Origin of the sequence: Burkholderia sp. S-53 (assembly GCF_025560745.1) — a bacterium.
In the GTDB taxonomy this organism is placed as follows: Bacteria; Pseudomonadota; Gammaproteobacteria; order Burkholderiales; family Burkholderiaceae; genus Burkholderia; species Burkholderia pyrrocinia.
This window is the reverse complement of record NZ_CP090483.1, coordinates 1,098,637-1,123,099: the sequence shown is the minus strand read 5'-3', so window position 1 is coordinate 1,123,099 and position 24,463 is coordinate 1,098,637. Positions and strand designations below refer to the sequence as shown.

Sequence of the window (24,463 nt, the reverse complement as noted above, 5' to 3'; positions counted from 1 at the left end):
CTTTGGCGCCTTCGATGTCACCCTTTTCGTTCACCCTGCTGTTCGCGCTCTTCGTGCTCGCGATGGTCGTCACCAAGCTGTGGCTCGCGTCGCGGCAGATCCGCTTCGTCGCCGCGCACCGCAACGGCGTGCCCGCGCAGTTCAGCGCAACCATCCCGCTGAGCGCCCACCAGCGGGCGGCCGACTATACGGTCGAGCGTACCCGGCTGACGATGCTCGAGATCGTCGTCAGCGCGGCCGTGCTGGTCGGCCTCACGCTGCTCGGCGGCGTCGGCGCGCTCGACACGCTGCTGACCGGCTGGCTCGGCCGCGGCTACGGACAGCAGGTCGCGCTCGTCGCCGCGGTGCTCGTGATCACGGGCGTCATCGACGTCCCGTTCGAGTATTACCGCCAGTTCGGGATCGAGCAGCGTTTCGGCTTCAACCGGATGACGAAGCGGCTGTTCTTCACCGACATGCTGAAAAACTCGCTGCTCGGCGCCGCGCTCGGCCTGCCGCTGCTGTTCGTCGTGCTGTGGCTGATGAACCAGGCCGGCAGCCTGTGGTGGCTGTGGACCTGGATCGTCTGGGTCGCGTTCCAGATGCTCGTGCTGCTGATCTACCCGACCTTCATCGCACCGCTCTTCAACAAGTTCGAACCGCTGAAGGACGACGCGCTGCGCTCGCGCATCGAGTCGCTGATGAAGCGCTGCGGCTTCGCGGCGAAGGGGCTGTTCGTGATGGACGGCAGCCGCCGCTCCGCGCACGGCAACGCGTACTTCACGGGCTTTGGCGCATCGAAGCGGATCGTGTTCTTCGACACGCTGCTCGCGCGCCTGTCCGGCCAGGAAATCGAGGCTGTGCTCGCGCACGAACTCGGTCATTTCAAGCGCCGCCACGTGATGAAGCGGATGCTCGTGTCGTTCGTGCTGAGCCTCGTGCTGCTCGCGCTGCTCGGCTGGCTGGCGCAGCGCACCTGGTTCTATACGGGGCTCGGCGTCACGCCGTCGCTCGACACGAGCAATGCGGGCGCCGCGCTCGTGCTGTTCTTCCTCGCGATTCCCGTGTTCCTGTTCTTCGCCACGCCGTTCAGCAGCCTCACGTCGCGCAAGCACGAATTCGAGGCCGACGCGTTCGCGGCCAGCCAGACCGACGCGCAGGATCTCGTCAGCGCGCTGGTGAAACTCTACGAAGACAACGCGTCGACGCTGACGCCCGACCCCGTCTACACGGCCTTCTACTACTCGCATCCGCCTGCATCGCAGCGGATCGACCGCCTGATGCAGCACGCATGAGCCGGCCGACCTCCCGCAAGCCGGCCCCGCGCGCGTCGGGCGCGCAACGTGTCGAAGGCCGCGTGATCGCGGCGCACGGCCGCCACTACATCGTCGCGCCCGACGACGGCGGCCCGATGCTGCAGTGCTTCCCGCGCGGCAAAAAGAGCGACATCGCGGTCGGCGACCGCGTCGTGTACGAACACGCGTCGGCCGACCAGGGCGTGATCGTCGAGATCGGCGAACGGCGCAACCTGCTGTACCGTTCCGACCAGTTCAAGTCGAAGCTCTTCGCGGCCAACCTCGACCAGTTGCTGATCGTGCTCGCAACCGAGCCCTATTTCAGCGAGGACCTGCTCGGCCGCGCGCTGATCGCCGCCGAGGCGAACGAGCTGAAGCCGCTCGTCGTGCTGAACAAGATCGACGTCGAGGCCGCGCTGCCGGTCGCGCGCGAGCGCCTCGCACCGTACCGCGCGCTCGGCTACGACGTGCTCGAGCTGTCGGTGAAGGGCTCGCCCGACGACGCGCGCGCGCAACTGATGCCGCATCTCGCCGGGCATTCGACGATCCTGCTCGGCCAGTCCGGGATGGGCAAGTCGACGCTCGTGAACCTGCTCGTTCCCGATGCCGAAGCCGCGACGCGCGAGATCTCGGCCGCGCTCAACAGCGGCCGCCACACGACGACGTTCACGCGTCTCTACCCGCTGGAGGGCGGCGGTGCACTGATCGATTCGCCGGGCTTCCAGGAATTCGGCCTCTACCATCTGACGGAAGGCCGTCTGGAGCGCGCGTTTCCGGAGTTCCGGCCGCTGCTCGCGGACTGCCGTTTCTATAATTGCCATCATCTGCACGAGCCCGGCTGCGCGATTCTCGAAGCGGTCGACGACGGCCGCATCGCGCCGTCCAGGCATGCGCTGTATGCGCAGCTCGTGCACGAGGCGAGCCAGATCGTCCGCTGATCGCGCGACAGGCGCGCGGCGGCCGGTGCCGTTCGGGCCGGCCTTCACCGACAGGAGCCGCCATGCGTTTCAAGGCACCCAATCTTGCGACGGCGCAGCATTGGGCCAACGTGCTTCAGGTGGCCGGTATCGGCTGCGAGCTGCATAACTGCTACGCGACCGGCGCGCTCGGCGGCCTGCCCGCCGATGCGTGCACGCCCGAGCTGTGGCTCGACGACGAGCGCGACGATGCGCTCGCGCGGCGGCTCCTCGATGCCGCATCGAGCGGCCCGTCGGCCGGCGCTGCACCGTGGCGCTGCCGGCAGTGCGGCGAGGCGCTCGAGGCCCAGTTCACGGCCTGCTGGCAATGCGGCGCCGTGCGCGATCCGCTCGACGACTGACCCACAGCAAAAAGGCCGGCGTCGCGCCGGCCTTTGCCTTTCATCGGGCGCTGCGCCGCCCTGTCACGTCACGATACCCAGACGGCAAGCGTCAGCATCAGCAGCAGGATCATCCACAGGATCACCGCACGCCACACGAGGCCAACCGCCGACTGCAGCGTCCGCGGCGTGCAATCGTCACCGACCGTCAGCGGACCGCTGTCGCCGACCGCCAGCGCGTCGAGGCTCGACGGTTCCGCGAGCGGCCCTGCGAGACGTGCGCCGAGGGCCCCGCTGCCGGCCGCCAGCAGCACGCCGTCGTTCGGGTCGGGCCACTGGCGCGTGTGGTTGCGCCACGCGTAGATCGCATCCTCGAAATTGCCGACGATCGCGAAGCCGAGCGCGGTCAGTCGCGCGGGAATCCAGTCGATCACGAAGAACGCGCGCTGTGCGAACGTCGAGAAGGCGGCCGTGCGGTCGTCGCCCGGCGTCGACCAGCTACGTGCGAGGTATTCGGAAATCCGGTACAGCACGGCGCCGGCCGGGCCGATCGGCAGCACATACCAGAAGAACACGCCGAACACGTGGCGATGCGATGCGACAACCGCGTGAATCAGCGTGTGGCGGACGATTTCGCCGACCGGCATGTCGACCGTGTCGATGCCCGTCCACTCGCGCAGGATTTCGCGCGCGCGCGGCACGTCGTCGTTGTTGAGCGCGAGGTGGATGTCGGTGAAGTAGTGGCTGAACTGGCGGAAGCCGAGCGTGAAATACACGACGACCACGTTCCACAGGAATGCGAGCACGAAGCTCACCTTGTACAGCAGGAAATAGACCAGCGCGACGATCAGCACCCACGGCAGCACGACCGCGAGCCACGCGAGGATACCGTGCTTCTGCTTGCCGGCGTCGAGACCATGCGCGACGGTTTCCGCATGAAACTGGAACAGCGCGAACACCGGATTGTTCGGCGACAACGCGCGGACCTGTTCGATGATGAGGGCTAGGAGAACCGAAAAGAAAGTCATGCGTGGCGCCGTCTTCGGAGTTATGTCATTTTTTGCATAACGATAGCACAGCGTAAGCCCCGCATGGCTGCCGGCGCGGTTGCCCGGCGGCCGGCCGCACGCGCCGGCCGGTGTGCGCGCCTATGCGGCGGCCAAGAAGCGGTACAGATTGCGAAACATGCCGGCAGTTGCGCCCCAGATGAAGTAATGCCCGCCTGGTTCGCCGTTCGGATAAGGCATCGCAAAAAAACGACGCTCGCCGCCTTCCCAGCGAAACACGCGGACCTGATGGTTCGCGGGATTCATCAGGAACGCGAGCGGCACCTCGAAGATCTCGGCGACTTCGAACGTGTCGGCCTGCGTCGTGAACGGCGGATGCACGAGCCCGACCACCGGCGCCACGCGAAAGCCGGTGCCGGTCAGGTAGTCGGGCAGCGCGCCGAGGATCTCGACGCGTTCGGCAGCCAGCCCGATCTCTTCCTTCGCCTCGCGCAACGCGGTGGCGGTTGCGTCGCGGTCGAACGGTTCGCGACGGCCGCCGGGAAAGCTGATTTGCCCGGCATGGTCGTTCAGGTGGTCGGCACGCTGGGTCAACAGCACGGTGAGGCCCGACTCGCGGGCGACGAGCGGCACGAGGACGGCCGCACTACGCGGATCGACGCCTTCCTGCAGCCTCGCCTCTCCGGGCTCGACGCTCCAGTCGAGCGTGCGCGCGAAACGGTCGCGCAAGCCGGACGGCGTCATCAGGCCGGGATCGATGGCCGGCAGGCCGGCGCCAGTGCCTTCGACCGGCAGGACTTCGGGATCGATGATGGGGCGGCGATTCAATGGGGCTCTCGGGTTCGTGTCGTATCGAGCATATTGTCGCGCCAGAATGAAAAAAGCACCCGGGTGGGTGCTTTTTCCTTACAGCTCTTACTCTTGGGAAGCTGCTGCGGCGCGATCCTTCGACACCAGCTTTTCCTTGATACGAGCCGACTTGCCCGAACGCTCGCGCAGGTAGTACAGCTTCGCGCGACGCACGTCGCCGCGGCGCTTCACGACGATGCTTGCCAGCAGCGGCGAGTACGTCTGGAACGTACGCTCGACGCCTTCGCCCGACGAGATCTTGCGGACGATGAAGTTCGAGTTCAGGCCACGGTTGCGAATCGCGATCACGACGCCTTCGTAAGCCTGAACGCGCTTGCGGTTACCTTCAACCACGTTCACGTTCACGATCACCGTGTCGCCCGGGGCGAATTCGGGGATCGTCTTGCCGGCGAGCGCGCGCTCGATTTCTTCCTGCTCAAGTTTTGCGATGAGGTTCATCACTGACTCCGATTGCCATCATGTCGGCGTTTGCACCTGCCTGCTTCCAGGCCGGCCCCGATAGAGGATGGGTTCACATCAGGCGCCGCACACGCATGCACGGCACCGCCAATTCCCGCCCGCGACGCCGCCTCAGGAGGCGTCCTTCGCTTCGCGTGCGAGGTTCGCGAGCCATGCCTCGTCGGCACGGCTCAACAACTTTTCGCGCCGCGCCCGGACGATCAGGTCCGGCCGCTTCCGCAACGTATTCCTCAATGCTTCCTGCCGCCGCCACCGCTCGATCTCGGCATGATGCCCGCCGAGCAGCACGTCCGGCACGCGCACGCCATCGTATTCCTCGGGGCGCGTGTAGTGCGGACAATCGAGCAGGCCGTCGACGAAACTGTCCTGCACGGCCGACTGCGAATCGTTCAGCACGCCGGGCAGCAACCGCACGACCGCATCCATCATCGCCATCGCCGGCAACTCCCCGCCCGACAGCACGAAATCGCCGAGGCTGATTTCCTCGTCGACGCACCGGTCGAGCAGGCGCTGGTCGATCGCTTCGTAGCGGCCGCACAGCACGACGACACCCGGCTCCTGCGCCATCCGCACCGCTCGCTCGTGCGTGAGCGGCGCACCCTGCGGCGACATCATCACGACACGCGTGCTCGCGATGCCCTGCTCCGCCTGCGCCGCCTTCGCGGCGTCGATCGCGGCTTCGAGCGGCCTGGCCAGCATCACCATGCCCGGACCGCCGCCGTACGGACGATCGTCGACCGTGCGGTAGTTGTCCGTCGTGAAATCACGCGGGTTCCAGGTGCGCAGCCCGAAGCGCCCCTGCTTGACGGCCCGGCTGGTGATTCCCCAGTCGGTCAGTGCGCGGAACATCTCGGGAAAGAGCGTGACGACGTCGAACTGCACCGCGCTCTCGGTAACCTGGTTCATTTCAGTAATCGGCTTCCCAGTCGACGACGATGCGACGCGCCGCCTGATCCACCGTTTTGACGTAGACGCCGACAAACGGAATCAACCGTTCGTCGGTGGTCGGCTGACCGTCTTTGCCGGTCGCCGGATACTCGACACGCATGATCGAATGCACGCCGTTGTCGATCATCCCGCTCACCTTCCCGAGTGCCACCGATTGCTCGTTGACGACATCGAGACCGATCAGGTCGACCCAATAGAATTCGTCCGCGGCCAGTGCCGGGAAATCTTCCCGGCACACGAACACGCGAAAGCCGCGCATGGCCAGCGCGGCATCGCGGTCGCTGACGCCCGCGGGTTGCGCAACGACGGTGTCGCTGTGCGTCTTCGACTGCATGATGCGGACGGAAAGCCGCTCCGCACCGCGTTCCAGCCACCAGCGGCGCGCATTGAGCAGCGCGTCGCCGCCGCGACCGGCGTCGGCATGCGTCGCCACCTTGATCCAGCCCTTCAGGCCGTAGGCGTCGACCACCGCCCCGACCTCGACAGCATCGTCGGGCCAGGCTTGCGTCGCTTCGAGACTGCCCTGTTCGGCAGCCTGACCGGCGTTCGCGACAACGTCGCGCTCGACCGGCTTGCGGACGAATGCGCCGAATGACGCACGCCCGCGCCTTGCATTACCGGAATCGTGACCCGCCATCAATGCACCTCACAGCCGGCACGACCGGCACACCGTGCCATGTCAGGCAGCCGGTTGCGCCTTTTGCGCTTCCTTCACGAGACGCTGGACGGTCGGCGACAGTTGCGCGCCAACGCCTTGCCAGTACGTCAGGCGGTCCTGAGCGATACGCAGCGATTCGCCCTTCGTAGCGACCGGATTGTAGAAGCCGACGCGCTCGATGAAGCGGCCGTCACGACGGTTACGCGAGTCGGTAGCGACGATGTTGTAGAACGGGCGCTTCTTCGAGCCGCCACGAGCCAGACGGATGATAACCATATGATGTCCTTCGGAAAACCGGGTTCGAAACTACTGAAACACGCGATTATAGCCGGAAACCAGAGGTACAACAAACACTTACGCGGAAAAAATCCGCGGACGGCCTGTCTGCCGGGCATACAATCGTCGTGTCCAGGACGCTCCCGACCGTCATGCCGCTCCTTCGCGCCGCCCCGACGCGCCGCGCGCAGCACGGTTTCATCGCGCTGCTTGCCGGCCTTGCCTGCCTCGCGTCCGCAACGGCGTTTGGCGCGTCGTTGCCGGTCGACGAACTCGTCGTGCCGCCCGGCTTCCACGTGGACGTGCTGACCGACGCGGTACCGACCGCACGCGAAATGGCGTGGTCGCCGCGCGGCATCCTGTATGTCGGCACGCGGGAAGGCCGCGTCCACGCGCTCGAGATGCACGAGGGCCGGATCAGCGCGCACCACGTGATCGCGGCCGGGCTCGACATGCCCGTCGGCGTCGCCTACCGCGACGGCGCACTCTATATATCCGCCGTGTCGCGTATCCTGCGCCTCGATCATATCGAAGACCGGCTCGCCAAACCACCGTCCCCGGTGGTCGTGACCGACGCGCTGCCGACCGAACACCATCACGGCTGGAAATTCATCGCGTTCGGCCCGGACGGCAAGCTTTACGTGCCGACCGGCGCACCGTGCAACGTCTGCCTCGCCGATCGCGGCCGCTACGCGATCATTGCGCGCATGAAGGCCGACGGCAGCGGGCACGCGATTGTCGCCCGAGGCGTGCGCAATACGGTCGGCTTCGCATGGCACCCCGATTCGGGCGAGCTCTGGTTTACCGACAACGGGCGCGACATGATGGGCGACGACGTGCCCGACGACAAGCTGAATCGCGCGCCGCGCACCGGCCTCGACTTCGGCTTTCCATACTGCCATGGAGGCGACACGCCCGACCCCGAATTCGGCAGCGCCGACGTATGCCGCCGCTATGTACCGCCCGTATTGAAACTCGGCGCGCACGTCGCGGCGCTCGGCATGCGCTTCTATACCGGGCCGATGTTTCCGGCGTCGTATCGCAATAACGTGTTCATCGCCGAACACGGCTCATGGAACCGCAGCACGAAGGTCGGCTACCGCGTGATGCGCGTCGTCGTGTCGGCGGACGGCAGCCACGCGCGCCAGACCCCGTTCGTCACGGGCTGGCTGCGGCCCGACGGCACGGTATGGGGACGCCCGGCCGACGTGCTGCCGCTGCCGGACGGTTCGCTGCTCGTCAGCGACGACTACGCGGGCGCAATCTACCGCGTGACCTATGCGGCACCTTGACGCAGGCCGGGGGTGACCGGGCCCGACCGGGCATCGTAGAATGCGTGCCGGGCCGCGCGCCCGCGCCGGCCCGCCGGCCGCCCATGCCAACGACAATACGCCGCCATCCATGTCCAGCAGCACCGCACCGTCCCGCCGCTTCCGTTCCAAGACGCTCACCGCCGCCCTTGCCTTCCTGTTCGGATCGCTCGGCGCGCACCGCTTCTATCTGTACGGCTTTCGCGACGTGTACGGCTGGGCACACCTGCTCGCGACGATCGTCGGCATCCCGGGCTTCCTGCTGCTCGCCGCGACCCAGCGCAGCGCCGGCCTCGGCTGGTGGCTCGCGCTACCCGGTGCGATCTCGCTGCTGGCGGCGTTCCTCGCCGCACTCGTCTACGGGCTGCGCCCCGACGAAAAGTGGGACGCGCAATTCAACGCCGAGACGGGCAAGCACAGCCGGTCGGGCTGGACCGTGATCTTTGTCGTGATCTTCTCGCTGCTGATCGGTGCGTTCCTGCTGATGACCGCGCTCGCGCTGTCGTTCCAGACGTATTTCGAGTCGCAGGTCGAAGCGGCAAAGCAGATTTCGCAGTAAGCGCAACGAACGCGACGCACCGGCGCCGACGGGCACCGGTACGGCGCGCCGGTCAGAACAGGTTCAACTGCATGTCGTCGCGCGACTTCGCGCCGGCTGCGCGAACTGCAACACGCGGCGCCGACACCGCAGCGGCAGGCGCGCCGCGAAACTGCGACAGATCGAGGATGCCGTTCGTGCGTTCGTTCAGCCCGAGCCGCTTGACGGCTTGGCGGAAACGCTGCCGCAACAGGTCGGCCCAAATCCCCTCGCCCTTCATCCGTTTCGAGAAATCCGAGTCGTAGTCTTTGCCGCCGCGCATGTCGCGCACGCGGTTCATCACGCGCTCCGCACGATCGGGGAAATGCGCGGCGAGCCAGTTCTTGAACAGCGGCGCAACCTCCCACGGCAACCGCAGGATGATGTAGCTCGCATGCGTCGCGCCGGCTTCCGCGCACGCTTCGAGCACGCGCTCCATGTCGGGCTCGGTGACGAACGGAATCACCGGCGCAATGCTCACGCCGACCGGCACGCCCGCATCGCGCAGCGCGCGGATCGTGCGCAACCGGCGCGCCGGTGTCGCCGCCCGCGGCTCGAGCGTGCGCGCGAGATCGGCATCGAGCGTCGTGATCGTGACGGCCGCCATCACCTGTCCGCGCTCGGCCATCGGCGCAAGCAGGTCGAGATCGCGCTCGATCAGCGACGATTTGGTGATCGCCGCGAACGGCAACCCGCGATCGTGCATCACCTGGATCACGCTGCGCGTGATGCGCAGGTCGCGCTCGACCGGCTGGTAGGCGTCGGTGTTGACGCCAAGCGCGATCGGCTCGGGCACGTACCGCTTCCGTGAAATCTCGCGCTCGAGCAGTTCGGCCGCGTTGACCTTCGCGTAGATGCGGCTTTCGAAATCGAGCCCCGGCGACAGGCCGAGATAGCTGTGCGTCGGCCGCGCGAAGCAGTAGATGCAGCCGTGCTCGCAACCGCGATACGGATTGAGCGATACGCTGAACGGAATGTCGGGCGACTGGTTGTGCGTCAGGATGCTCTTCGCACGCTCCTCGAACACCTGCGTGCGCAGCGGCGCGGGGAAATCGGCATCGTCCGACTCGTGCGTCCAGCCGTCGTCGACCGCTTCGCGCTGCGCGATCTCGTACCGCCCCTGCAGGTTGTCGACCGCACCGCGCCCCTTGCGGGGCACGGGCGGCGCTATCGGAAATTCGTTGTCGGACCGGTCGTCCATATGCCCACCCATTCGCCAGCACCCAATACTGTATATTTATACAGTATTGGGTGCTGCGTGCCAAGGGCGGGATAAGGGGCCCGACAACGGGCCGGGACATCAGTCGCCGACCGCGATCGTCAGCGTCTCCTTGATTTCTTCCATCACGACGTAACTCTTCGACTGCACGGCGCCGGGCAATTGCAGCAGGATGTCGCCGAGCAGCTTCCGGTAGTCGGCCATCTCGCCGATCCGCGCCTTGATCAGGTAGTCGAAATCGCCGGATACCAGGTGGCATTCGAGCACCTCGTCGATCTTCATCACTTCCCGGCGGAATTGCTCGAACATGTTGCCGCCCTTGTGGCCGAGCGTGATCTCGACGAACACCAGCAACGCGGCACCCAGCTGGCCCGGGTCGACCCGCGCGTGATAGCCGGTGATCACGCCATCCCGCTCCATGCGCCGCACGCGCTCGATGCACGGCGTGACGGTCAGTCCGACCTGTTCCGCGAGGTCTTTCATCGCCATCCGGCCGTCGTCCTGGAGCAGTTTGAGGATGCGCCGGTCGAGCTTGTCGAGCGAGCGTACTGGCTGACGTTGCGTTCTCATTTTTTTATGCTGAAAACCTGAAAAATACGATAACAAAACCTGCACATTCGACAATACCATAGCGCAAAAAACTAGATCAGCTAGAGGTTACACGGAGCCGCGGGTGCATCCGGCCTCGATCTGGTCCCTTCCATCTGGAGCAGCTATGCGAGTCGTCATTCTGGGCAGCGGTGTGGTGGGCGTGGCAAGCGCGTATTACCTCGCGCGCGCCGGTCATGAAGTCACGGTGATCGACCGGGAAGCCGGCCCGGCGCTCGAGACGAGCTTCGCGAACGCAGGCCAGATATCCCCCGGTTATGCCGCGCCGTGGGCCGCGCCCGGCGTGCCGCTGAAGGCCGTCAAGTGGATGTTCGAAAAGCACGCGCCGCTCGCGATCCGTCTCGACGGCACGCGCTTCCAGCTCCAGTGGATGTGGCAGATGCTGCGCAACTGCACGGCCGAGCGTTATTCGGTCAACAAGGGCCGCATGGTCCGCCTTGCCGAATACAGCCGCGACTGCCTGCAGGCGCTGCGCGCCGATACCGGCATCCAGTACGAAGGCCGCACGGGCGGCACGCTGCAACTGTTCCGCACGCAGCAGCAACTCGACGGCGCGGCGAAGGACATCGCCGTGCTGCAGGAAGCGAACGTGCCGTTCGAACTGCTGTCGCCGGCCGACCTGAAGAATGCCGAACCGGCGCTCGCCGCCGTGTCGCACAAGCTGACGGGCGGCCTGCGCCTGCCGGGCGACGAAACGGGCGATTGCCAGTTGTTCACGACGCGCCTCGCGGCGCTCGCCGAATCGCTCGGCGTCAAGTTCCGCTACAACACGCCGATCGATGCGCTCGCGATCGCCGGCGGCAAGATCGCCGGCGTGCAGTGCGGCAGCGAGACGGTGCGCGCGGACGCGTACGTCGTCGCGCTCGGCTCGTACTCGACCAGCTTCATCTCGAACCTGATGAAGATCCCGGTCTATCCGCTGAAGGGCTATTCGATCACCGCACCGATCGTCAACGAAGCGGCCGCGCCCGTGTCGACCGTGCTCGACGAAACCTACAAGATCGCGATCACGCGTTTCGACCAGCGCATCCGCGTCGGCGGCATGGCGGAAATCGTCGGCTTCGACAAGAACCTGCGCGCGGCGCGCCGCGAAACGCTCGAAATGTGCGTGAACGACCTGTTCCCGGGCGGCGGCGACACGTCGAAGGCGACGTTCTGGACGGGCCTGCGCCCGATGACGCCGGACGGCACGCCGATCGTCGGCCGTACGCCGGTGTCGAACCTGTTCCTGAACACCGGCCACGGCACGCTCGGCTGGACGATGTCGTGCGGTTCGGGCCAACTGCTCGCGGACCTGATCTCGGGCAAGAAGCCGGCGATCCAGGCCGACGACCTGTCGGTGCATCGTTACCTGAAGGAAGTGGCCGGCCAGACGCGCCCGGCATACGCATAAGCCAGGCTGCCCGCAGCAATGCGGGCCGGCCGGCATCAGAAAGAAAGGCGCCCCTCGAGGCGCCTTCTTCGTTTCATCGGATACGTTGCGGAATCAGAACTGGTCTTCCGTCAACGCGAGCACGCTCTCGTTGCCCTTCGCGCCGACGATCGACGCTTCGAGCGCGCCGGCCTGCACGAGAATGTGCTCCGCATAGCATTGTGCGATCGCAATCTTCACGTCGAAGAACGCCGGGTCGCTCGCGCGGTTCGCCTGCGCCGCCACCAGCGCGCGTGCCATCTGCCACCCGCACAGCACCACGCCCGCCAGCTTCAGGTACGGCACGCTGCCCGCGAACACCGCGTTCGGGTCCTGCTTCGCGTTCGCCACCACGTAGTCCACCACCGCCGACAGCGCACGCGCGCCCTTCTCCAGCTGCACCTTCATCGATGCCGCCGCCGCGCCGTCCAGCCTGCCCAGCGCCGCCACCGTCGCGTCGATCTCCGCGATCAGCGCCTTCGCCACCGCGCCGCCGTCGCGCATCGTCTTGCGGCCCACCAGGTCGTTCGCCTGGATCGCCGTCGTCCCTTCGTAGATCGCCAGGATCCGCGCATCGCGGTAGTACTGCGCCGCGCCCGTCTCCTCGATGAAGCCCATCCCGCCGTGCACCTGCACGCCCAGGCTCGCCACGTCGTTCACCATCTCCGTGCTCCAGCCCTTCACGACCGGCACCAGATACTCGTAGATTGCCTGATGACGGCCACGCGTCGCCTCGTCCGAATGGCGGTGGGCAAGGTCGCTGTGCGCGGCTGCCACGTACGCCAGCGCCCGCGCGCCTTCGGTCAGCGCGCGCATCGTGCCGAGCATCCGGCGCACGTCCGGGTGATGGATGATCGTCACCGACTGCTTCGCCGAACCGTCAACCGGGCGGCTCTGCACGCGTTCCTTCGCGAATTCCGCCGCCTTCTGGTAGGCCCGGTCGGCCACGCCGATCCCCTGCATCCCGACCCCGAAGCGCGCCGCGTTCATCATGATGAACATGTATTCGAGGCCGCGGTTCTCTTCGCCGATCAGGTAGCCGATCGCACCGCCGTGGTCGCCGTATTGCAGCACCGCCGTCGGGCTCGCCTTGATCCCGAGCTTGTGCTCGATCGACACGCAGTGCACGTCGTTGCGCGCGCCGAGCGAGCCGTCCTCGTTGACCATGAACTTCGGCACGATGAACAGCGAGATGCCCTTCACGCCTTCCGGCGCGTTCGGCGTGCGGGCCAGCACCAGGTGGACGATGTTGTCCGCCATGTCGTGCTCGCCCCACGTGATGAAGATCTTCGTGCCGAACACCTTGTACGTGCCGTCGCCCTGCGGCTCCGCGCGCGAGCGCACCAGCGCCAGATCGGAGCCCGCCTGCGGCTCGGTCAGGTTCATCGTGCCGGTCCATTCGCCCGAGATCAGCTTCGGCACGTAGCGCTGCTTCTGCTCGTCGGTGCCAGCCGTCAGCAGCGCCTCGATCGCGCCGTCGGTCAGCAGCGGACACAGCGCGAACGACAGGTTCGATGCGTTCAACATCTCGATGCACGGCGTCGCGATCAGCTTCGGCAGCCCCTGGCCGTCGTACTCGGCCGGATGCTGCAGCCCCTGCCAGCCGCCTTCGACGAACTGGCGGAACGCTTCCGCGAAGCCCGGCGTCGCGGTCACGACGCCGTCCTTCCAGCTGCTCGGGTTGCGGTCGCCTTCGACGTTCAGCGGCGCCAGCACCTCGCCGCAGAATTTCGCGGACTCGTCGAGCACGGCCTGCGCCGTGTCGTAACCGGCGTCCTCGAAACCCGGCAACTGCGCGACGGCGTCGATGCCCGCGAGTTCCTTCAGCACGAACAGCATGTCCTTGACCGGCGCGACGTAACTCATGGTGTGTCTCCCCTGCTCTCTTGTGTCGATGGCGTAAAAAAAGGGGCGCTCGTCGCGCCCCTTTTCCGTGTGCTTACCGCTGAAGCGTCAAGCCGCGTCAGCCGAGCTCGGCCACGAGCTCCGGCACGAGCGCGAACAGATCGCCGACGAGGCCGTAATCGGCCACGCTGAAGATCGGCGCTTCCGGATCCTTGTTGATCGCGACGATCACCTTCGAATCCTTCATGCCGGCCAGGTGCTGGATCGCACCCGAGATGCCGACCGCGATGTACAGCTGCGGTGCGACGATCTTGCCGGTCTGGCCGACCTGGTAGTCGTTCGGCACGTAGCCTGCGTCGACTGCCGCGCGCGATGCGCCGAGCGCTGCCGACAGCTTGTCGGCCAGCGGCTCCAGCACCTTCGTGTAGTTCTCGCCGCTGCCGAGGCCACGGCCGCCCGACACGATGATGGTCGCCGACGTCAGTTCCGGACGGTCCAGCTTCGTCACTTCACGGCTCACGAACTGCGACTTGCCGGCATCCGCCGCCGCGTCGATCTTCTCGACCGCTGCGCTGCCGCCTTCCGCTGCCACCGGATCGAAACCCGTCGCGCGCACCGTGATGACCTTGATCGGGTCGCTCGACTGCACCGTCGCGATCGCGTTGCCCGCGTAGATCGGACGCTCGAACGTGTCGGCCGAATCGACGGCCGTGATGTCCGAGATCTGCGCGACGTCCAGCTTCGCGGCGATACGCGGCGCGATGTTCTTGCCGTAGGCCGTCGCCGGCGCGAGGATGTGCGAGTAGTCCTTCGCGATGTTCAGCGCGGTCGCTTCGACGTTTTCCGCGAGGCCCGCTTCGAGCTGCGGCGCGTCGGCCAGCAGCACCTTCGAAACACCCGCGATCTTCGCTGCTGCGTCTGCAGCCGCCTGTGCGTTGTGGCCCGCGACCAGCACGTGAATGTCGCCGCCGATCTTCGCAGCCGCTGCCACCGTGTTCAGCGTCGCGGCCTTGATCGACGCGTTGTCGTGTTCTGCAATCACCAGAATCGTCATTTCTTTCCGCTCCCTCTTACAGCACCTTGGCTTCGGTCTTCAGCTTCTCGACCAGCGTCTTCACGTCCGGCACCTTCACGCCGGCCGCGCGCTTCGGCGGCTCGACGACCTTCAGCGTTTTCAGGCGCGGCGCGACGTCCACGCCCAGGTCTTCCGGCTTCACCGTTTCCAGCGGCTTCTTCTTCGCCTTCATGATGTTCGGCAGCGTCACGTAGCGCGGCTCGTTCAGGCGCAGGTCGGTCGTGATCACCGCCGGCAGCGTCAGCGACAGCGTTTCCGCGCCGCCGTCGACTTCACGCGCCACCGTAGCCTTGCCGTCGGCGACCGTCACCTTCGACGCGAACGTCGCCTGCGGCAGGCCGGCCAGCGCGGCCAGCATCTGGCCCGTCTGGTTCGAATCGTCGTCGATCGCCTGCTTGCCGAGGATCACCAGTTGCGGCTGCTCCTTGTCGACCAGCGCCTTCAGGATCTTCGCGACGGCCAGCGGCTCGACGCTGTCGGTCGATTCGACGAGGATCGCGCGATCCGCGCCGATCGCCAGCGCCGTGCGCAGCGTTTCCTGCGCCTGCGTGACGCCCACCGACACCGCGATCACTTCGGTCGCGACGCCCGCTTCCTTCAGGCGCACGGCTTCTTCCACCGCGATTTCGTCGAACGGGTTCATCGACATCTTCACGTTCGCGATGTCGACGCCCGTGTTGTCCGACTTCACGCGGACCTTCACGTTGTAATCGACCACTCTTTTCACTGGCACCAGGATTTTCATGCACACGCTCCAAAGTTACGAATACGACCAGAGGCCATTCTATAGCGAGGCCTCATGACTGCGCGGCCAAGCGGACCCATCCATCGTGGCTGTCGAGGATACCGCTTCTTGGCGACGCGCCAATGATAGCGAACGGTCGTTCTATTTTAAAAGAGAAAAAACCCGGACGCAAAGCCCGGGTTTTCGATCATCGACTCTAATCCCGCCGGGCGCCCCGTGCTCTGCCCGTTACCAGGCGGCAATCACCGCGCCGCCGAACTTGCCTTCGATGAACTGCTTCACGTCAGCCGAGTGATAGGCCGCGATCAGTTTCGCGACCCACGGCTTGTTGCGGTCCGCTTCGCGAATCGCGAGGATGTTCGCGTACGGGCCGTTCGGACCCTCGATCGCGATCGCGTCCTGTTTCGGTTTCAACCCCGCTTCCATCGCGTAGTTGGTATTGATCGCAGCCGCGTCGACGTCGCCGAGCGAACGCGGAATCTGCGCCGCATCGAGCTCGACGATCTTCAGCTTGCGCGGATTGTCGACGATATCGAGCGGCGTTGCCTTCAGCCCCGCATCGGCACGCAGCTTCAGGAGGCCCTGCTTTTGCAGCAACAGCAGCGCGCGGCCGCCGTTGGTCGGATCGTTCGGGACCGCGATGCGCGCGCCGGGCTTCAGTTCCGCGAGCGACTTCACGCGCTTCGAATAGATGCCCATCGGGAACGTGACGGTATCCGCGACCTTGATCAGCTTGTAGCCGCGATCCTTCACCTGCGCCTGCAGATACGGATCGTGCTGGTAGCTGTTTGCATCGAGGTCACCCGACGCGAGCGCCGCGTTCGGCTGCACGTAATCGGAGAATTCGACGATGCGGATCTCGAGGCCGCTCTTCGCCGCGACCTTCTTCACCGCTTCCATGATCTGCGCGTGCGGGCCGCCCGTCACGCCTACCTTGATGGTTTCGGCCTGTGCGTGCGCGCCCGCGAACAGCGCGGCTGCGCCGAGTGCCGCCGCGAACTTCAGCATGAAGCGTCGTTGCATCGTCTCTCTCCCCTAACGGTTCAGTTTCGTCTTATTTGTGGCTCAGCCGGCGGACGAGCCAGTCGCCAAACGACTGTACGATCTGCACGAACACGATCAGGATGGCGACGACCGTCCACATCACTTCCGGCAGATAACGCTGGTAGCCGTAGCGAATCCCGAGATCGCCGAGGCCGCCGCCGCCGATCGCGCCCGCCATCGCCGAATAACCGACCAGCGACACGAACGTGATCGTCAGGCCCGCCACGACGCCCGGCAGCGATTCGGGCAACAGCACCTTGAATACGATCTGCGACGTGGTCGCGCCCATCGATTGCGCAGCCTCGATCAGCCCGCGGTCGACTTCGCGCAGCGCCGTCTCGACGAGACGCGCGATGAACGGCGCGGCAGCGAGCGTCAGCGGCACGACCGCCGCGGCCGTGCCGATCGACGAACCCGTGACGAGCCGCGTAAACGGAATCACCGCGACCAGCAGGATGATGAACGGCGTCGAGCGGACGGCGTTTACGATGCCGCCGAGCACGCGATTCACCGCGAGGTTCTGCAGCACGCCCTGACGATCGGTCAGGTAGAGCAGCACGCCGAGCGGCAGACCGACGAGCGCGCCGACCGCCCCGGAGATGCCGACCATGATCAGCGTCTCCCAGAACGACTGCACGAACATATCGAACATCTCACTCAACATACGAAAGCTCCTCTACCACCACACCTTGCTCGCGCAGGAACGCGAGCGCCTGCCCGACCTTGCCCGGCTCGCCGCCCGCGAGCACCGCGAGCGAACCGAATGCCTGCCCCTGGATCTCGTCGATCTGGCCGTGCAGGATGTTGAAATCGAGTTCGTACCGACGGATCGTCTCCGACAGGATCGGCTGGTCGACACCCGAGCCCGTGAACGCGAGCCGCAGCAGATGCCCGCTGCCCGTCTTCAGCCGCTCGGCCACGCGCGCCTTCAGCGCGGGCGGCAGTTCCTGCGCGATCACGTCGCCGATCAGCGCGCGCGTCACTTCGTGATGCGGCTGCAGGAACACGTCGATCACGCGGCCCTCCTCGACCACGCGCCCCGCATCGAGCACCGCGACGCGATCGCACACCTGCTTGATCACTTCCATCTGGTGCGTGATCAGCACGATCGTCAGGCCGAGCTCGCGGTTGATGCGCTTCAGCAGGTCGAGGATCGACCGTGTGGTCTCGGGATCGAGCGCGGACGTCGCTTCGTCCGACAGCAGCACCTTCGGCTGGCTCGCGAGCGCGCGAGCGATGCCGACGCGCTGCTTCTGTCCGCCGCTGATCTGCGACGGGTAACGGTCCTTCTGCGCGGACAGCCCGACGAGGTCGAGCAGCGGCAGCACGGCGGCCTCGATCTCGGCACGGCTTGTGCCGGCCAGCTCCAGCGGCAACGCGACGTTGTCGAACACCGTGCGCGACGACAGCAGGTTGAAGTGCTGGAAGATCATGCCGATCTCGCGGCGCGCGTCGCGCAGCGCGCCAGCCGGCAGCAGCATGAGATCGCGCCCGCCGACGACGACATTGCCTTCGGTCGGCCGCGTGAGCAGGTTGATGGTGCGCACGAGCGTGCTCTTGCCCGCGCCGCTTCGGCCGATGATGCCGAACACTTCGCCCTGCGGGATCGTCAGATTGACGTTGCGCAGCGCGTCGACCCAGCCGCTCGGCCCCGGGAAACGCTGCGAAAGATTGCGTAATTCGATCATGTAAACAAAACGGTGGCCGACTGGCGAGCAGGCCCGCCAGTCGGCCACCGATGCATCTGGAATAGCCGGCGATTTTACCGCAAACCCCTCATTCCCCTTAATAATCGATTTTGATCTTTTCATAACCACACGAAATTAGAGGAGCGCCGCTGGCCCGCCTCGACAATGCCGCGACTATGATCCGGAACACAGACCAATGCACAGGGGACACGCCAGATGACCGCCACCACCACGCCGGCCGCCGCGCCTGCCACCGCCGGATCGGCGCCTGCGTCGCCGCCCGCGCCGAAAATGGGCCGGCTGCGCACCGCGGACGGGCTCGAACTGGCGTCGTACCGCTGGCCGGCCGGCGACGGCACCGCGCCGCCGCGCGCGACGATCGCGCTCGTGCACGGCCTCGCCGAACATGCGGGCCGTTATGCCGCCCTCGCCGGTCGGCTGAACGCGGCCGGCATCGACGTGCTCGCGATCGATCTGCGCGGGCACGGCCAGTCGCCCGGCAAGCGAGCCTGGGTCGAGCGTTTCGACGGTTACCTGAACGATGCGGATGCGCTGGTTGCGGAAGCCGCGCGCGGCAATGCGCCGCTGTTCCTGATGGGACACAGCATGGGCGGCGCCGTCGCCGCGCTGTACACGATCGAACGCGCGCCGGCCAGCGGCCACGCGCTGACGGGCCTCGTACTGTCGAGCCCGGCGCTCGCACCGGGGCGCGATGTGCCGCGCTGGATGCTCGCGGTGAGCCGCGTCATCAGCCGCGCGTGGCCGACCTTCCCCGCGATCCGGATCGATGCGGCGCTGCTGTCGCGCGATCCGGCCATCGTCGCGGCCAATCGCGCCGATCCGCTCGTGCATCATGGCGCGGTGCCCGCACGCACCGGCGCGGAGATTCTCGATGCGATGGCGCGCATCGAACGCGGCCGCGATGCGCTGCGCGTCCCGGTGCTCGTCTATCACGGCACCGAGGACAAGCTGACCGAACCCGACGGCAGCCGCGCGTTCGGCGCGCGTGTCGGCTCGCCCGATCGCACGCTGACGCTATACGAAGGCGGCTTCCACGAAACGATGAACGATCTCGAACGCGATCGCGTGATCGACGCGCTGATCGCGTGGATTAACGTACGCGTGCCGGCGCGCTGATCCAGCGCACATGCCGGCAGCGGCCAGCCGGTCAGATGCCGGCGAGCACGCGCAGGTGCGCGACGACGCTGCGCCCGAGCGCGGACAGGTTGTAGCCGCCTTCGAGACAGCTCACGATGCGGCCCTGCGCATGACGACGCGCGACGTCGACGATCTGCGCGGTCAGCCATTCGAAGTCGGCCTCGACGAGGCCGAGATTGCCGATGTCGTCCTCGCGATGCGCATCGAAGCCGGCCGACACGAACAGCATCTGCGGCTTGAACGCGTCGAGACGCGGCAGCCAGAACATGTCGACGGCTTCGCGGATCGCCATCCCGTTGCTGCGCGCGGGCATCGGCAGGTTGACCATGTTCGGCGCCTGGTGATCGACGCCCGAGAACGGGTACAGCGGATGCTGGAAGAAACTGCACATCAGCACGCGCTCGTCGTTCGCGAACGCAGCCTCGGTGCCGTTGCCGTGGTGCACGTCGAAATCGATGATCGCGACACGCTCGAGACCGTGTACGTCGAGCGCATGCCGCGCAGCGATCGCGACGTTGTTGAAGAAGCAGAAACCCATCGCGCGCGCGGGCTCCGCGTGGTGGCCGGGCGGCCGGACGCCGCAGAACGCATTCGCGTAGCGGCCTTCGATCACCGCGTCGGTCGCCGCGATCGCGGCACCGGCCGCGCGCAGTGCCGCACGCCACGTATCGCGGTTCATCAGCGTATCGGGATCGATCTCGACGTAGCCGTCGACCGGCGTCATGCTCCGGATGTAGTCGATGTGCGCCTGCGTATGCACACGGCCCAGCGCCACCTCGCTCGCGAACGGCGCGGTTTCGTGCACGATCAGGTCGTCGATGCGGCTCGCAATCAGTTGATCCTGGATCGCCGACAAGCGGGCCGGGCATTCCGGATGCCATTCCCCCATCTCGTGCAGCATGCAGTCGGGGTGCGTATAGAAAGCGGTTGCCATAAGCTGTCATCCGCAGCGCGCGGTGCGCCGCAGGTCTCCCTCAATGATGTCCATCGTCTGCCGCGAATTCGCCGCTAACTTACCACAACGGGGCCCCGCTTAGCCCCGGCGCGCCGGATGCGTCGGGTATACTGCGCCGAACCCAATCGCCCTGTCCGCCCGCTTCGACATGAATTCCAGCAAGCCTGCCGCCCTTCTCTCCGCGCTGCTCCGTGTTCGCGCTCCGCTCGTCGTTGCCGCCGTCGCCGCAGTCCTCGGCGCCGCGCCTGCCGGCGCGCAGACGCAGCCGGCGAAGCCTGCCGGCACGCGCGTCGCACAGGCCCAGCCCCAGCAGCCGGCGCCGCAAGGCCAGGCCTTCGAAGAGGAGATCGTTCCTCAGCGTTACGCGAGCAACGCGAAGGTCGACGCATTCATCGACGAGATGGTGAGCCGCAACGGCTTCGACTCCGCGAGCCTGCATGCGCTGTTTTCGCGCATCAGCTATTCGGCGACGGCGGTCAAGCTCGTGAAGCCCGCCGCGTCGCCGACGGTCAAGAACTGGCGCGTCTATCGCTCGCGCTTCATCGAGCCGATCCGCATCAACGCGGGCGTGAAGTTCTGGAAGGCCAACCAGGCGACGCTGCAGCGCGCATCCGAGGAGTTCGGCGTGCCGCCCGAAGTGATCGTCGGCATCATCGGCGTCGAGACGATCTATGGCCGCTACATGGGCAATTTCCGCGTGCTCGACGCGCTGACGACGCTCACGTTCGACTATCCGGACACACCGAATCGCGACAGCCGCCAGGCAACGTTCCGCAAGAACCTCGAGGATTTCCTGGTCTGGACCCGCGACAACCAGCTCGACCCGACCACCGTGCTCGGCTCGTATACCGGCGCGATCGGGATTCCGCAGTTCCTGCCGAGCAGCATTCGCGAATACGCGGTCGACTTCGACGGCACGGGCCACGTCGATCTGCGCAGCAGTCCTGTCGATGCGATCGGCAGCGTCGCGAACTACCTGAAGCAGCACGGCTGGGAAACCGACCGCCCGGTGGTCTGGCAGATCACGCCCGATACGGGCAGCCTGGGAATCGCACAGGCCGCCGCCGACGGCCAGCCCGAACCGCACTGGGCGCTGTCGCAACTGATGCGCGCGGGCATGACGCTGAACGAACCGGCAGTCAACATCACCACCGAAGCCGGCACGCCGGTCACCGTGGTCGACCTGCCGTCGCCGGGGCGCGCGACCGAATTCATGCTCGGTCTCAAGAATTTCTACGTGCTGACGCGCTACAACCGCAGTTTCTTCTACGCACTCACCGTGTATCAGCTCGGCGAGGCCGTGAAGGCGCAGATGGAAGCGAGCGGCGCGCTGAAGCCGGCCAACGCGGACGAGCAAGCGCAGTAAGCAATACACCCGCGCCAAAGAAAAACGCCGCAACTGCGGCGTTTTTTTTATCGCGTGCGGACCGGGCTCAGGCCGGGAACACGCCCGTGGACAGATAGCGGTCGCCGCGATCGCAAATGATGAACACGATCGTCGCGTTCTCGACCTGACGCGCGATGCGCATCGCGACTTCGCATGCGCCGCCCGACGAAATGCCCGCGAAGATGCCTTCGACAGCCGCCAGCCGACGCGCCATCATTTCGGAGGCGGCCTGGCTCACGTTCTCGACGCGGTCGACACGGCTGCGATCGAAGATCGTCGGCAGATAGGCTTCCGGCCACTTGCGGATGCCCGGAATGCGCGAACCTTCTTCCGGTTGCGCACCGACGATCTCGATCTCGGAATTCCGTTCCTTCAGATACCGCGATACGCCCATGATCGTGCCGGTCGTGCCCATCGCCGACACGAAGTGCGTCACGCGCCCGTCGGTATCGCGCCAGATCTCCGGGCCGGTCGCTTCGTAGTGCGCAACCGGGTTGTCGGGGTTGGCGAACTGGTCGAGGATCACGCCCTTGCCCTCGCGTTGCATCTGGTCCGCGAGGTCGCGCGCCAGTTCCATCCCGCCCTTCACCGGCGTGAGGATGATCTCGGCGCCATAGGCCGCCATGCTCTGGCGGCGCTCGACCGACAGATCCTCCGGCATGATCAGCACCATCTTGTAGCCGCGGATCGCCGCTGCCATCGCGAGCGCGATGCCCGTGTTGCCGCTCGTCGCCTCGATCAGCGTATCGCCCGGCTTGATGCGCCCGCGCGCCTCGGCCTTGCTGATCATCGACAGCGCCGGACGATCCTTCACGGAACCGGCCGGGTTATTGCCTTCGAGCTTCGCGAGCACCACGTTGTTGCGTGCGCGAATCTCGTCGTCCGGCAAGCGGACCAGTTGCACGAGCGGCGTATTGCCGATCGTGTCTTCGATAGTTTTGTAAGCCATGGAGATACCGTGAGTACGAGGCCGATCAATCGATCGATTGTAAACCAGCACCGCCGCTCGCGCCGGCAACCCCTTTGCGACGATGGAATACACATGCGGCGCGATTCGCGACCGCCGCGCACGCGTTGCGCACGCAAAAAACCCGCGGCATGCCGCGGGAAGCCGTCGCAATGACGGCGACTGAAGGAGCCCTTTGTCTGTCGCGCGCGACGCGTTACTTCTGCGCGGTGCGGGCGGGTGCAGCGGCAGGCTTTGCGGCCGCCGGCTTGCCCGCGACCGGTGCGGCCGCGGCGCCTGAACCGCCTGCGCCCGCGCCTGAGCCGGCCGCGCCTATCGTCAGCCCTTCCTGCTGAAGTCGCTCGACGGTATGGCCGCCCATGCCTTTCACGCGTGACGCGAGATCTTCCGCATTCCTGAACGGGCCACGCGCGCCGCGTTCGTCGAGAATTGCCTTCGCCCGCGCCGGGCCGATGCCCTTGATGCCGACGAGCGCATCCTCGTTCGCGGTGTTGACGTCGACGGCCGCCCAGGCCGACGCGACTGCGCCGAGCATGACCGCTGCGGCAAACCATTTCCTGATCATGTGCTGGATCTCCGATGAAAACGGCCGGCGGCTGCCGACCGTGAGACCCAGTCTAGCGATGCAACGCTTCCGCTTAAACCTGGCCGGACAGCCAACGCACGTAACGGTCGACACCTTCCTGCACGGTCAGGAACGGTGCGTCGTAGCCGGCCGCGCGCAGTTTCGTCTGGTCGGCCTGCGTGAAGCACTGGTACTTGCCGCGCAGCGCATCGGGGAACGCCACGTATTCGATCAGCCCCTGCTCGACCTGCTGCGCGAGCGTCAGCGGCGGCAGGTTGTCGAGTGCGCGCAGCGTGTTCACGACCGTCGACGCGATGTCGTTGAACGGCTGCGCACGGCCCGTGCCGAGGTTGAAGATGCCCGACTTCTCCGGATGATCGAAGAAGAACAGGTTCACCTTCGCGACGTCCTCGACCGACACGAAGTCACGCGTCTGCTCGCCCGGTGCATAGCCGTTGTACTCGCCGAACAGCTTCACCTTGCCTTCCGCGCGGAACTGGTTGAAGTTGTGGAACGCAACCGACGCCATGCGCCCCTTGTGCGTCTCGCGCGCGCCGTACACGTTGAAATAGCGGAAGCCGGCAATCTGGCTCTTCGCGGTCGGCAGTACCCGACGGATCACCTGGTCGAACAGGAACTTCGAATAGCCGTACACGTTCAACGGCGCCTCGACGTCGCGCTCCTCGACGAAACGCGTCGAGCCGCCGTAGATCGCGGCCGACGATGCGTACAGGAACTGCGCGCCCTGTGCGAGGCAAGCGTCGAGCACCGCGCGGCTGTAGCGGAAGTTGTTGTCCATCATGTAGCGGCCGTCGGTTTCCATCGTGTCCGAACAGGCGCCTTCGTGGAACACCGCGCGCACCTTGCCGAAATCGCCGCGCGCGAAGCGTTCGACGAATTCCGTCTTGTCGAGATAGTCGTCGATCTCGCAATCGACGAGATTGCGGAACTTGTCCGCGCGCGTCAGGTTGTCGACCGCGATGATGCGCGTCTCGCCGCGCTCGTTGAGCGCCTTGACGATGTTCGCGCCGATAAAACCGGCTGCGCCGGTGACGATGAGGGTCATGATCGTCCTGCCTGAAAAGTGCGAGCCACTCGTGCGACGCGCTCGTCGCGCCG

At 66.2% G+C, this 24,463-nt stretch carries 26 protein-coding genes; 8 read left to right on the top strand and 18 right to left on the bottom strand.

The annotated features are described in order from the left end of the window. Positions 1-14: 14 nt before the first annotated feature. The 3 genes from LXM88_RS10285 to LXM88_RS10275 all read left to right on the top strand — a co-directional run bounded on the left by LXM88_RS10285 (position 15) and on the right by LXM88_RS10275 (position 2,592). Positions 15-1,274 (top strand): M48 family metallopeptidase, encoded by a 1,260-nt coding sequence (locus LXM88_RS10285; protein WP_262541742.1) that lies wholly within the window; start codon positions 15-17, stop codon positions 1,272-1,274. Then, positions 1,271-2,212: a ribosome small subunit-dependent GTPase A gene (gene rsgA / locus LXM88_RS10280; RefSeq protein ID WP_262541741.1), complete on the top strand. Its 942-nt coding sequence runs from the start codon at positions 1,271-1,273 to the stop codon at positions 2,210-2,212. Before LXM88_RS10285 ends, rsgA begins: the two co-directional genes overlap by 4 nt. A 62-nt stretch (positions 2,213-2,274) precedes the next feature. Continuing rightward, the gene (locus LXM88_RS10275) at positions 2,275-2,592 is read left to right on the top strand and encodes a DUF2007 domain-containing protein (RefSeq protein WP_262541740.1); all 318 of its coding nucleotides are present in this window, start codon (positions 2,275-2,277) and stop codon (positions 2,590-2,592) included. A gap of 68 nt (positions 2,593-2,660) precedes the next feature. On the opposite strand, the gene LXM88_RS10270 is transcribed toward LXM88_RS10275, so the two are convergent. From LXM88_RS10270 to rpsP, 6 genes are all read right to left on the bottom strand, one after another. Beyond that, the gene (locus LXM88_RS10270; protein ID WP_262541739.1) at positions 2,661-3,599 is read right to left on the bottom strand and encodes a CobD/CbiB family protein; all 939 of its coding nucleotides are present in this window, start codon (positions 3,597-3,599) and stop codon (positions 2,661-2,663) included. Positions 3,600-3,719: 120 nt separating this feature from the next. Then, complete coding sequence (locus LXM88_RS10265; protein ID WP_262541738.1) at positions 3,720-4,406, bottom strand: CoA pyrophosphatase; 687 nt, start codon at positions 4,404-4,406, stop codon at positions 3,720-3,722. A gap of 87 nt (positions 4,407-4,493) precedes the next feature. Further along, positions 4,494-4,886 (bottom strand): 50S ribosomal protein L19, encoded by a 393-nt coding sequence (gene rplS, locus LXM88_RS10260; RefSeq protein ID WP_006753174.1) that lies wholly within the window; start codon positions 4,884-4,886, stop codon positions 4,494-4,496. Between the two features lie 132 nt (positions 4,887-5,018). Further along, positions 5,019-5,813, bottom strand: a complete 795-nt coding sequence (trmD, locus tag LXM88_RS10255; RefSeq protein ID WP_262541737.1) for a tRNA (guanosine(37)-N1)-methyltransferase TrmD — start codon at positions 5,811-5,813, stop codon at positions 5,019-5,021. 1 nt (position 5,814) lies between these two features. Next, on the bottom strand, positions 5,815-6,492 hold the full coding sequence (gene rimM / locus LXM88_RS10250) for a ribosome maturation factor RimM (RefSeq protein ID WP_262541736.1): 678 nt from the start codon (positions 6,490-6,492) through the stop codon (positions 5,815-5,817). A gap of 42 nt (positions 6,493-6,534) precedes the next feature. Continuing rightward, entirely contained in the window at positions 6,535-6,789 is a 255-nt protein-coding gene (rpsP, locus tag LXM88_RS10245; RefSeq protein ID WP_006476550.1) for a 30S ribosomal protein S16, read from the bottom strand. A gap of 152 nt (positions 6,790-6,941) precedes the next feature. Between rpsP and LXM88_RS10240 the strand changes: the two genes are divergently transcribed. After that, positions 6,942-8,081, top strand: coding sequence for a PQQ-dependent sugar dehydrogenase (locus LXM88_RS10240; protein ID WP_262541735.1), 1,140 nt, complete (start codon positions 6,942-6,944; stop codon positions 8,079-8,081). Positions 8,082-8,190: 109 nt separating this feature from the next. Continuing rightward, complete coding sequence (locus LXM88_RS10235; RefSeq protein WP_262541734.1) at positions 8,191-8,658, top strand: TM2 domain-containing protein; 468 nt, start codon at positions 8,191-8,193, stop codon at positions 8,656-8,658. A gap of 52 nt (positions 8,659-8,710) precedes the next feature. Here LXM88_RS10235 and LXM88_RS10230 read toward each other — a convergent pair whose 3' ends face one another. Further along, entirely contained in the window at positions 8,711-9,889 is a 1,179-nt protein-coding gene (locus tag LXM88_RS10230; protein WP_262541733.1) for a PA0069 family radical SAM protein, read from the bottom strand. An 87-nt stretch (positions 9,890-9,976) separates the two neighbouring features. Next, complete coding sequence (locus tag LXM88_RS10225) at positions 9,977-10,465, bottom strand: Lrp/AsnC ligand binding domain-containing protein (protein WP_027783879.1); 489 nt, start codon at positions 10,463-10,465, stop codon at positions 9,977-9,979. 145 nt (positions 10,466-10,610) lie between these two features. Between LXM88_RS10225 and LXM88_RS10220 the strand changes: the two genes are divergently transcribed. Further along, the gene (locus LXM88_RS10220; RefSeq protein ID WP_262541732.1) at positions 10,611-11,897 is read left to right on the top strand and encodes a D-amino acid dehydrogenase; all 1,287 of its coding nucleotides are present in this window, start codon (positions 10,611-10,613) and stop codon (positions 11,895-11,897) included. A 93-nt stretch (positions 11,898-11,990) separates the two neighbouring features. On the opposite strand, the gene LXM88_RS10215 is transcribed toward LXM88_RS10220, so the two are convergent. From LXM88_RS10215 to LXM88_RS10190, 6 genes are all read right to left on the bottom strand, one after another. Then, positions 11,991-13,781: an acyl-CoA dehydrogenase gene (locus LXM88_RS10215; protein ID WP_262541731.1), complete on the bottom strand. Its 1,791-nt coding sequence runs from the start codon at positions 13,779-13,781 to the stop codon at positions 11,991-11,993. 97 nt (positions 13,782-13,878) lie between these two features. After that, positions 13,879-14,814, bottom strand: coding sequence for an electron transfer flavoprotein subunit alpha/FixB family protein (locus LXM88_RS10210; RefSeq protein ID WP_262541730.1), 936 nt, complete (start codon positions 14,812-14,814; stop codon positions 13,879-13,881). Positions 14,815-14,830: 16 nt separating this feature from the next. Continuing rightward, positions 14,831-15,580 carry an electron transfer flavoprotein subunit beta/FixA family protein gene (locus LXM88_RS10205; protein ID WP_047900131.1) on the bottom strand — a complete coding sequence of 250 codons (750 nt, stop codon included), beginning with the start codon at positions 15,578-15,580 and terminating at the stop codon, positions 14,831-14,833. A 228-nt stretch (positions 15,581-15,808) separates the two neighbouring features. Next, positions 15,809-16,603 (bottom strand): MetQ/NlpA family ABC transporter substrate-binding protein, encoded by a 795-nt coding sequence (locus LXM88_RS10200; protein ID WP_262541729.1) that lies wholly within the window; start codon positions 16,601-16,603, stop codon positions 15,809-15,811. Between the two features lie 31 nt (positions 16,604-16,634). Further along, positions 16,635-17,288 carry a methionine ABC transporter permease gene (locus tag LXM88_RS10195; RefSeq protein WP_006486982.1) on the bottom strand — a complete coding sequence of 218 codons (654 nt, stop codon included), beginning with the start codon at positions 17,286-17,288 and terminating at the stop codon, positions 16,635-16,637. Further along, a complete protein-coding gene (locus tag LXM88_RS10190) occupies positions 17,278-18,312 on the bottom strand; it encodes a methionine ABC transporter ATP-binding protein (RefSeq protein ID WP_262541728.1) in 1,035 nt (344 codons plus the stop codon). Before LXM88_RS10190 ends, LXM88_RS10195 begins: the two co-directional genes overlap by 11 nt. Before the next feature lie 216 nt (positions 18,313-18,528). On the opposite strand from LXM88_RS10190, the gene LXM88_RS10185 reads away from it, so the two are divergent. After that, on the top strand, positions 18,529-19,449 hold the full coding sequence (locus LXM88_RS10185; RefSeq protein ID WP_262541727.1) for an alpha/beta hydrolase: 921 nt from the start codon (positions 18,529-18,531) through the stop codon (positions 19,447-19,449). Positions 19,450-19,480: 31 nt separating this feature from the next. Here LXM88_RS10185 and LXM88_RS10180 read toward each other — a convergent pair whose 3' ends face one another. Continuing rightward, positions 19,481-20,404 carry a histone deacetylase family protein gene (locus tag LXM88_RS10180; RefSeq protein WP_011351344.1) on the bottom strand — a complete coding sequence of 308 codons (924 nt, stop codon included), beginning with the start codon at positions 20,402-20,404 and terminating at the stop codon, positions 19,481-19,483. A gap of 169 nt (positions 20,405-20,573) precedes the next feature. On the opposite strand from LXM88_RS10180, the gene mltB reads away from it, so the two are divergent. After that, positions 20,574-21,791, top strand: coding sequence for a lytic murein transglycosylase B (gene mltB, locus LXM88_RS10175; protein ID WP_262541726.1), 1,218 nt, complete (start codon positions 20,574-20,576; stop codon positions 21,789-21,791). A 67-nt stretch (positions 21,792-21,858) separates the two neighbouring features. On the opposite strand, the gene cysM is transcribed toward mltB, so the two are convergent. The 3 genes from cysM to rfaD form a co-directional block, all read right to left on the bottom strand. Further along, positions 21,859-22,761 (bottom strand): cysteine synthase CysM, encoded by a 903-nt coding sequence (gene cysM / locus LXM88_RS10170; protein ID WP_262541725.1) that lies wholly within the window; start codon positions 22,759-22,761, stop codon positions 21,859-21,861. Between the two features lie 214 nt (positions 22,762-22,975). After that, positions 22,976-23,344 (bottom strand): ComEA family DNA-binding protein, encoded by a 369-nt coding sequence (locus tag LXM88_RS10165; protein ID WP_262541724.1) that lies wholly within the window; start codon positions 23,342-23,344, stop codon positions 22,976-22,978. Positions 23,345-23,417: 73 nt separating this feature from the next. Continuing rightward, a complete protein-coding gene (gene rfaD / locus LXM88_RS10160; protein WP_047900124.1) occupies positions 23,418-24,410 on the bottom strand; it encodes an ADP-glyceromanno-heptose 6-epimerase in 993 nt (330 codons plus the stop codon). Positions 24,411-24,463: the final 53 nt, after the last annotated feature.

Coding starts and splice junctions, on each gene's coding strand:
- LXM88_RS10285 (WP_262541742.1), top strand. CDS start 15: ATGTCACCCTTTTCGTTCACCCTGCTGTTCGCGCTCTTCGTGCTCGCG.
- rsgA (WP_262541741.1), top strand. CDS start 1,271: ATGAGCCGGCCGACCTCCCGCAAGCCGGCCCCGCGCGCGTCGGGCGCG.
- LXM88_RS10275 (WP_262541740.1), top strand. CDS start 2,275: ATGCGTTTCAAGGCACCCAATCTTGCGACGGCGCAGCATTGGGCCAAC.
- LXM88_RS10270 (WP_262541739.1), bottom strand. CDS start 3,599: ATGACTTTCTTTTCGGTTCTCCTAGCCCTCATCATCGAACAGGTCCGC.
- rplS (WP_006753174.1), bottom strand. CDS start 4,886: ATGAACCTCATCGCAAAACTTGAGCAGGAAGAAATCGAGCGCGCGCTC.
- trmD (WP_262541737.1), bottom strand. CDS start 5,813: ATGAACCAGGTTACCGAGAGCGCGGTGCAGTTCGACGTCGTCACGCTC.
- rimM (WP_262541736.1), bottom strand. CDS start 6,492: ATGGCGGGTCACGATTCCGGTAATGCAAGGCGCGGGCGTGCGTCATTC.
- rpsP (WP_006476550.1), bottom strand. CDS start 6,789: ATGGTTATCATCCGTCTGGCTCGTGGCGGCTCGAAGAAGCGCCCGTTC.
- LXM88_RS10240 (WP_262541735.1), top strand. CDS start 6,942: ATGCCGCTCCTTCGCGCCGCCCCGACGCGCCGCGCGCAGCACGGTTTC.
- LXM88_RS10235 (WP_262541734.1), top strand. CDS start 8,191: ATGTCCAGCAGCACCGCACCGTCCCGCCGCTTCCGTTCCAAGACGCTC.
- LXM88_RS10230 (WP_262541733.1), bottom strand. CDS start 9,889: ATGGGTGGGCATATGGACGACCGGTCCGACAACGAATTTCCGATAGCG.
- LXM88_RS10225 (WP_027783879.1), bottom strand. CDS start 10,465: ATGAGAACGCAACGTCAGCCAGTACGCTCGCTCGACAAGCTCGACCGG.
- LXM88_RS10220 (WP_262541732.1), top strand. CDS start 10,611: ATGCGAGTCGTCATTCTGGGCAGCGGTGTGGTGGGCGTGGCAAGCGCG.
- LXM88_RS10215 (WP_262541731.1), bottom strand. CDS start 13,781: ATGAGTTACGTCGCGCCGGTCAAGGACATGCTGTTCGTGCTGAAGGAA.
- LXM88_RS10210 (WP_262541730.1), bottom strand. CDS start 14,814: ATGACGATTCTGGTGATTGCAGAACACGACAACGCGTCGATCAAGGCC.
- LXM88_RS10205 (WP_047900131.1), bottom strand. CDS start 15,580: ATGAAAATCCTGGTGCCAGTGAAAAGAGTGGTCGATTACAACGTGAAG.
- LXM88_RS10200 (WP_262541729.1), bottom strand. CDS start 16,603: ATGCAACGACGCTTCATGCTGAAGTTCGCGGCGGCACTCGGCGCAGCC.
- LXM88_RS10195 (WP_006486982.1), bottom strand. CDS start 17,288: ATGTTGAGTGAGATGTTCGATATGTTCGTGCAGTCGTTCTGGGAGACG.
- LXM88_RS10190 (WP_262541728.1), bottom strand. CDS start 18,312: ATGATCGAATTACGCAATCTTTCGCAGCGTTTCCCGGGGCCGAGCGGC.
- LXM88_RS10185 (WP_262541727.1), top strand. CDS start 18,529: ATGACCGCCACCACCACGCCGGCCGCCGCGCCTGCCACCGCCGGATCG.
- LXM88_RS10180 (WP_011351344.1), bottom strand. CDS start 20,404: ATGGCAACCGCTTTCTATACGCACCCCGACTGCATGCTGCACGAGATG.
- mltB (WP_262541726.1), top strand. CDS start 20,574: ATGAATTCCAGCAAGCCTGCCGCCCTTCTCTCCGCGCTGCTCCGTGTT.
- cysM (WP_262541725.1), bottom strand. CDS start 22,761: ATGGCTTACAAAACTATCGAAGACACGATCGGCAATACGCCGCTCGTG.
- LXM88_RS10165 (WP_262541724.1), bottom strand. CDS start 23,344: ATGATCAGGAAATGGTTTGCCGCAGCGGTCATGCTCGGCGCAGTCGCG.
- rfaD (WP_047900124.1), bottom strand. CDS start 24,410: ATGACCCTCATCGTCACCGGCGCAGCCGGTTTTATCGGCGCGAACATC.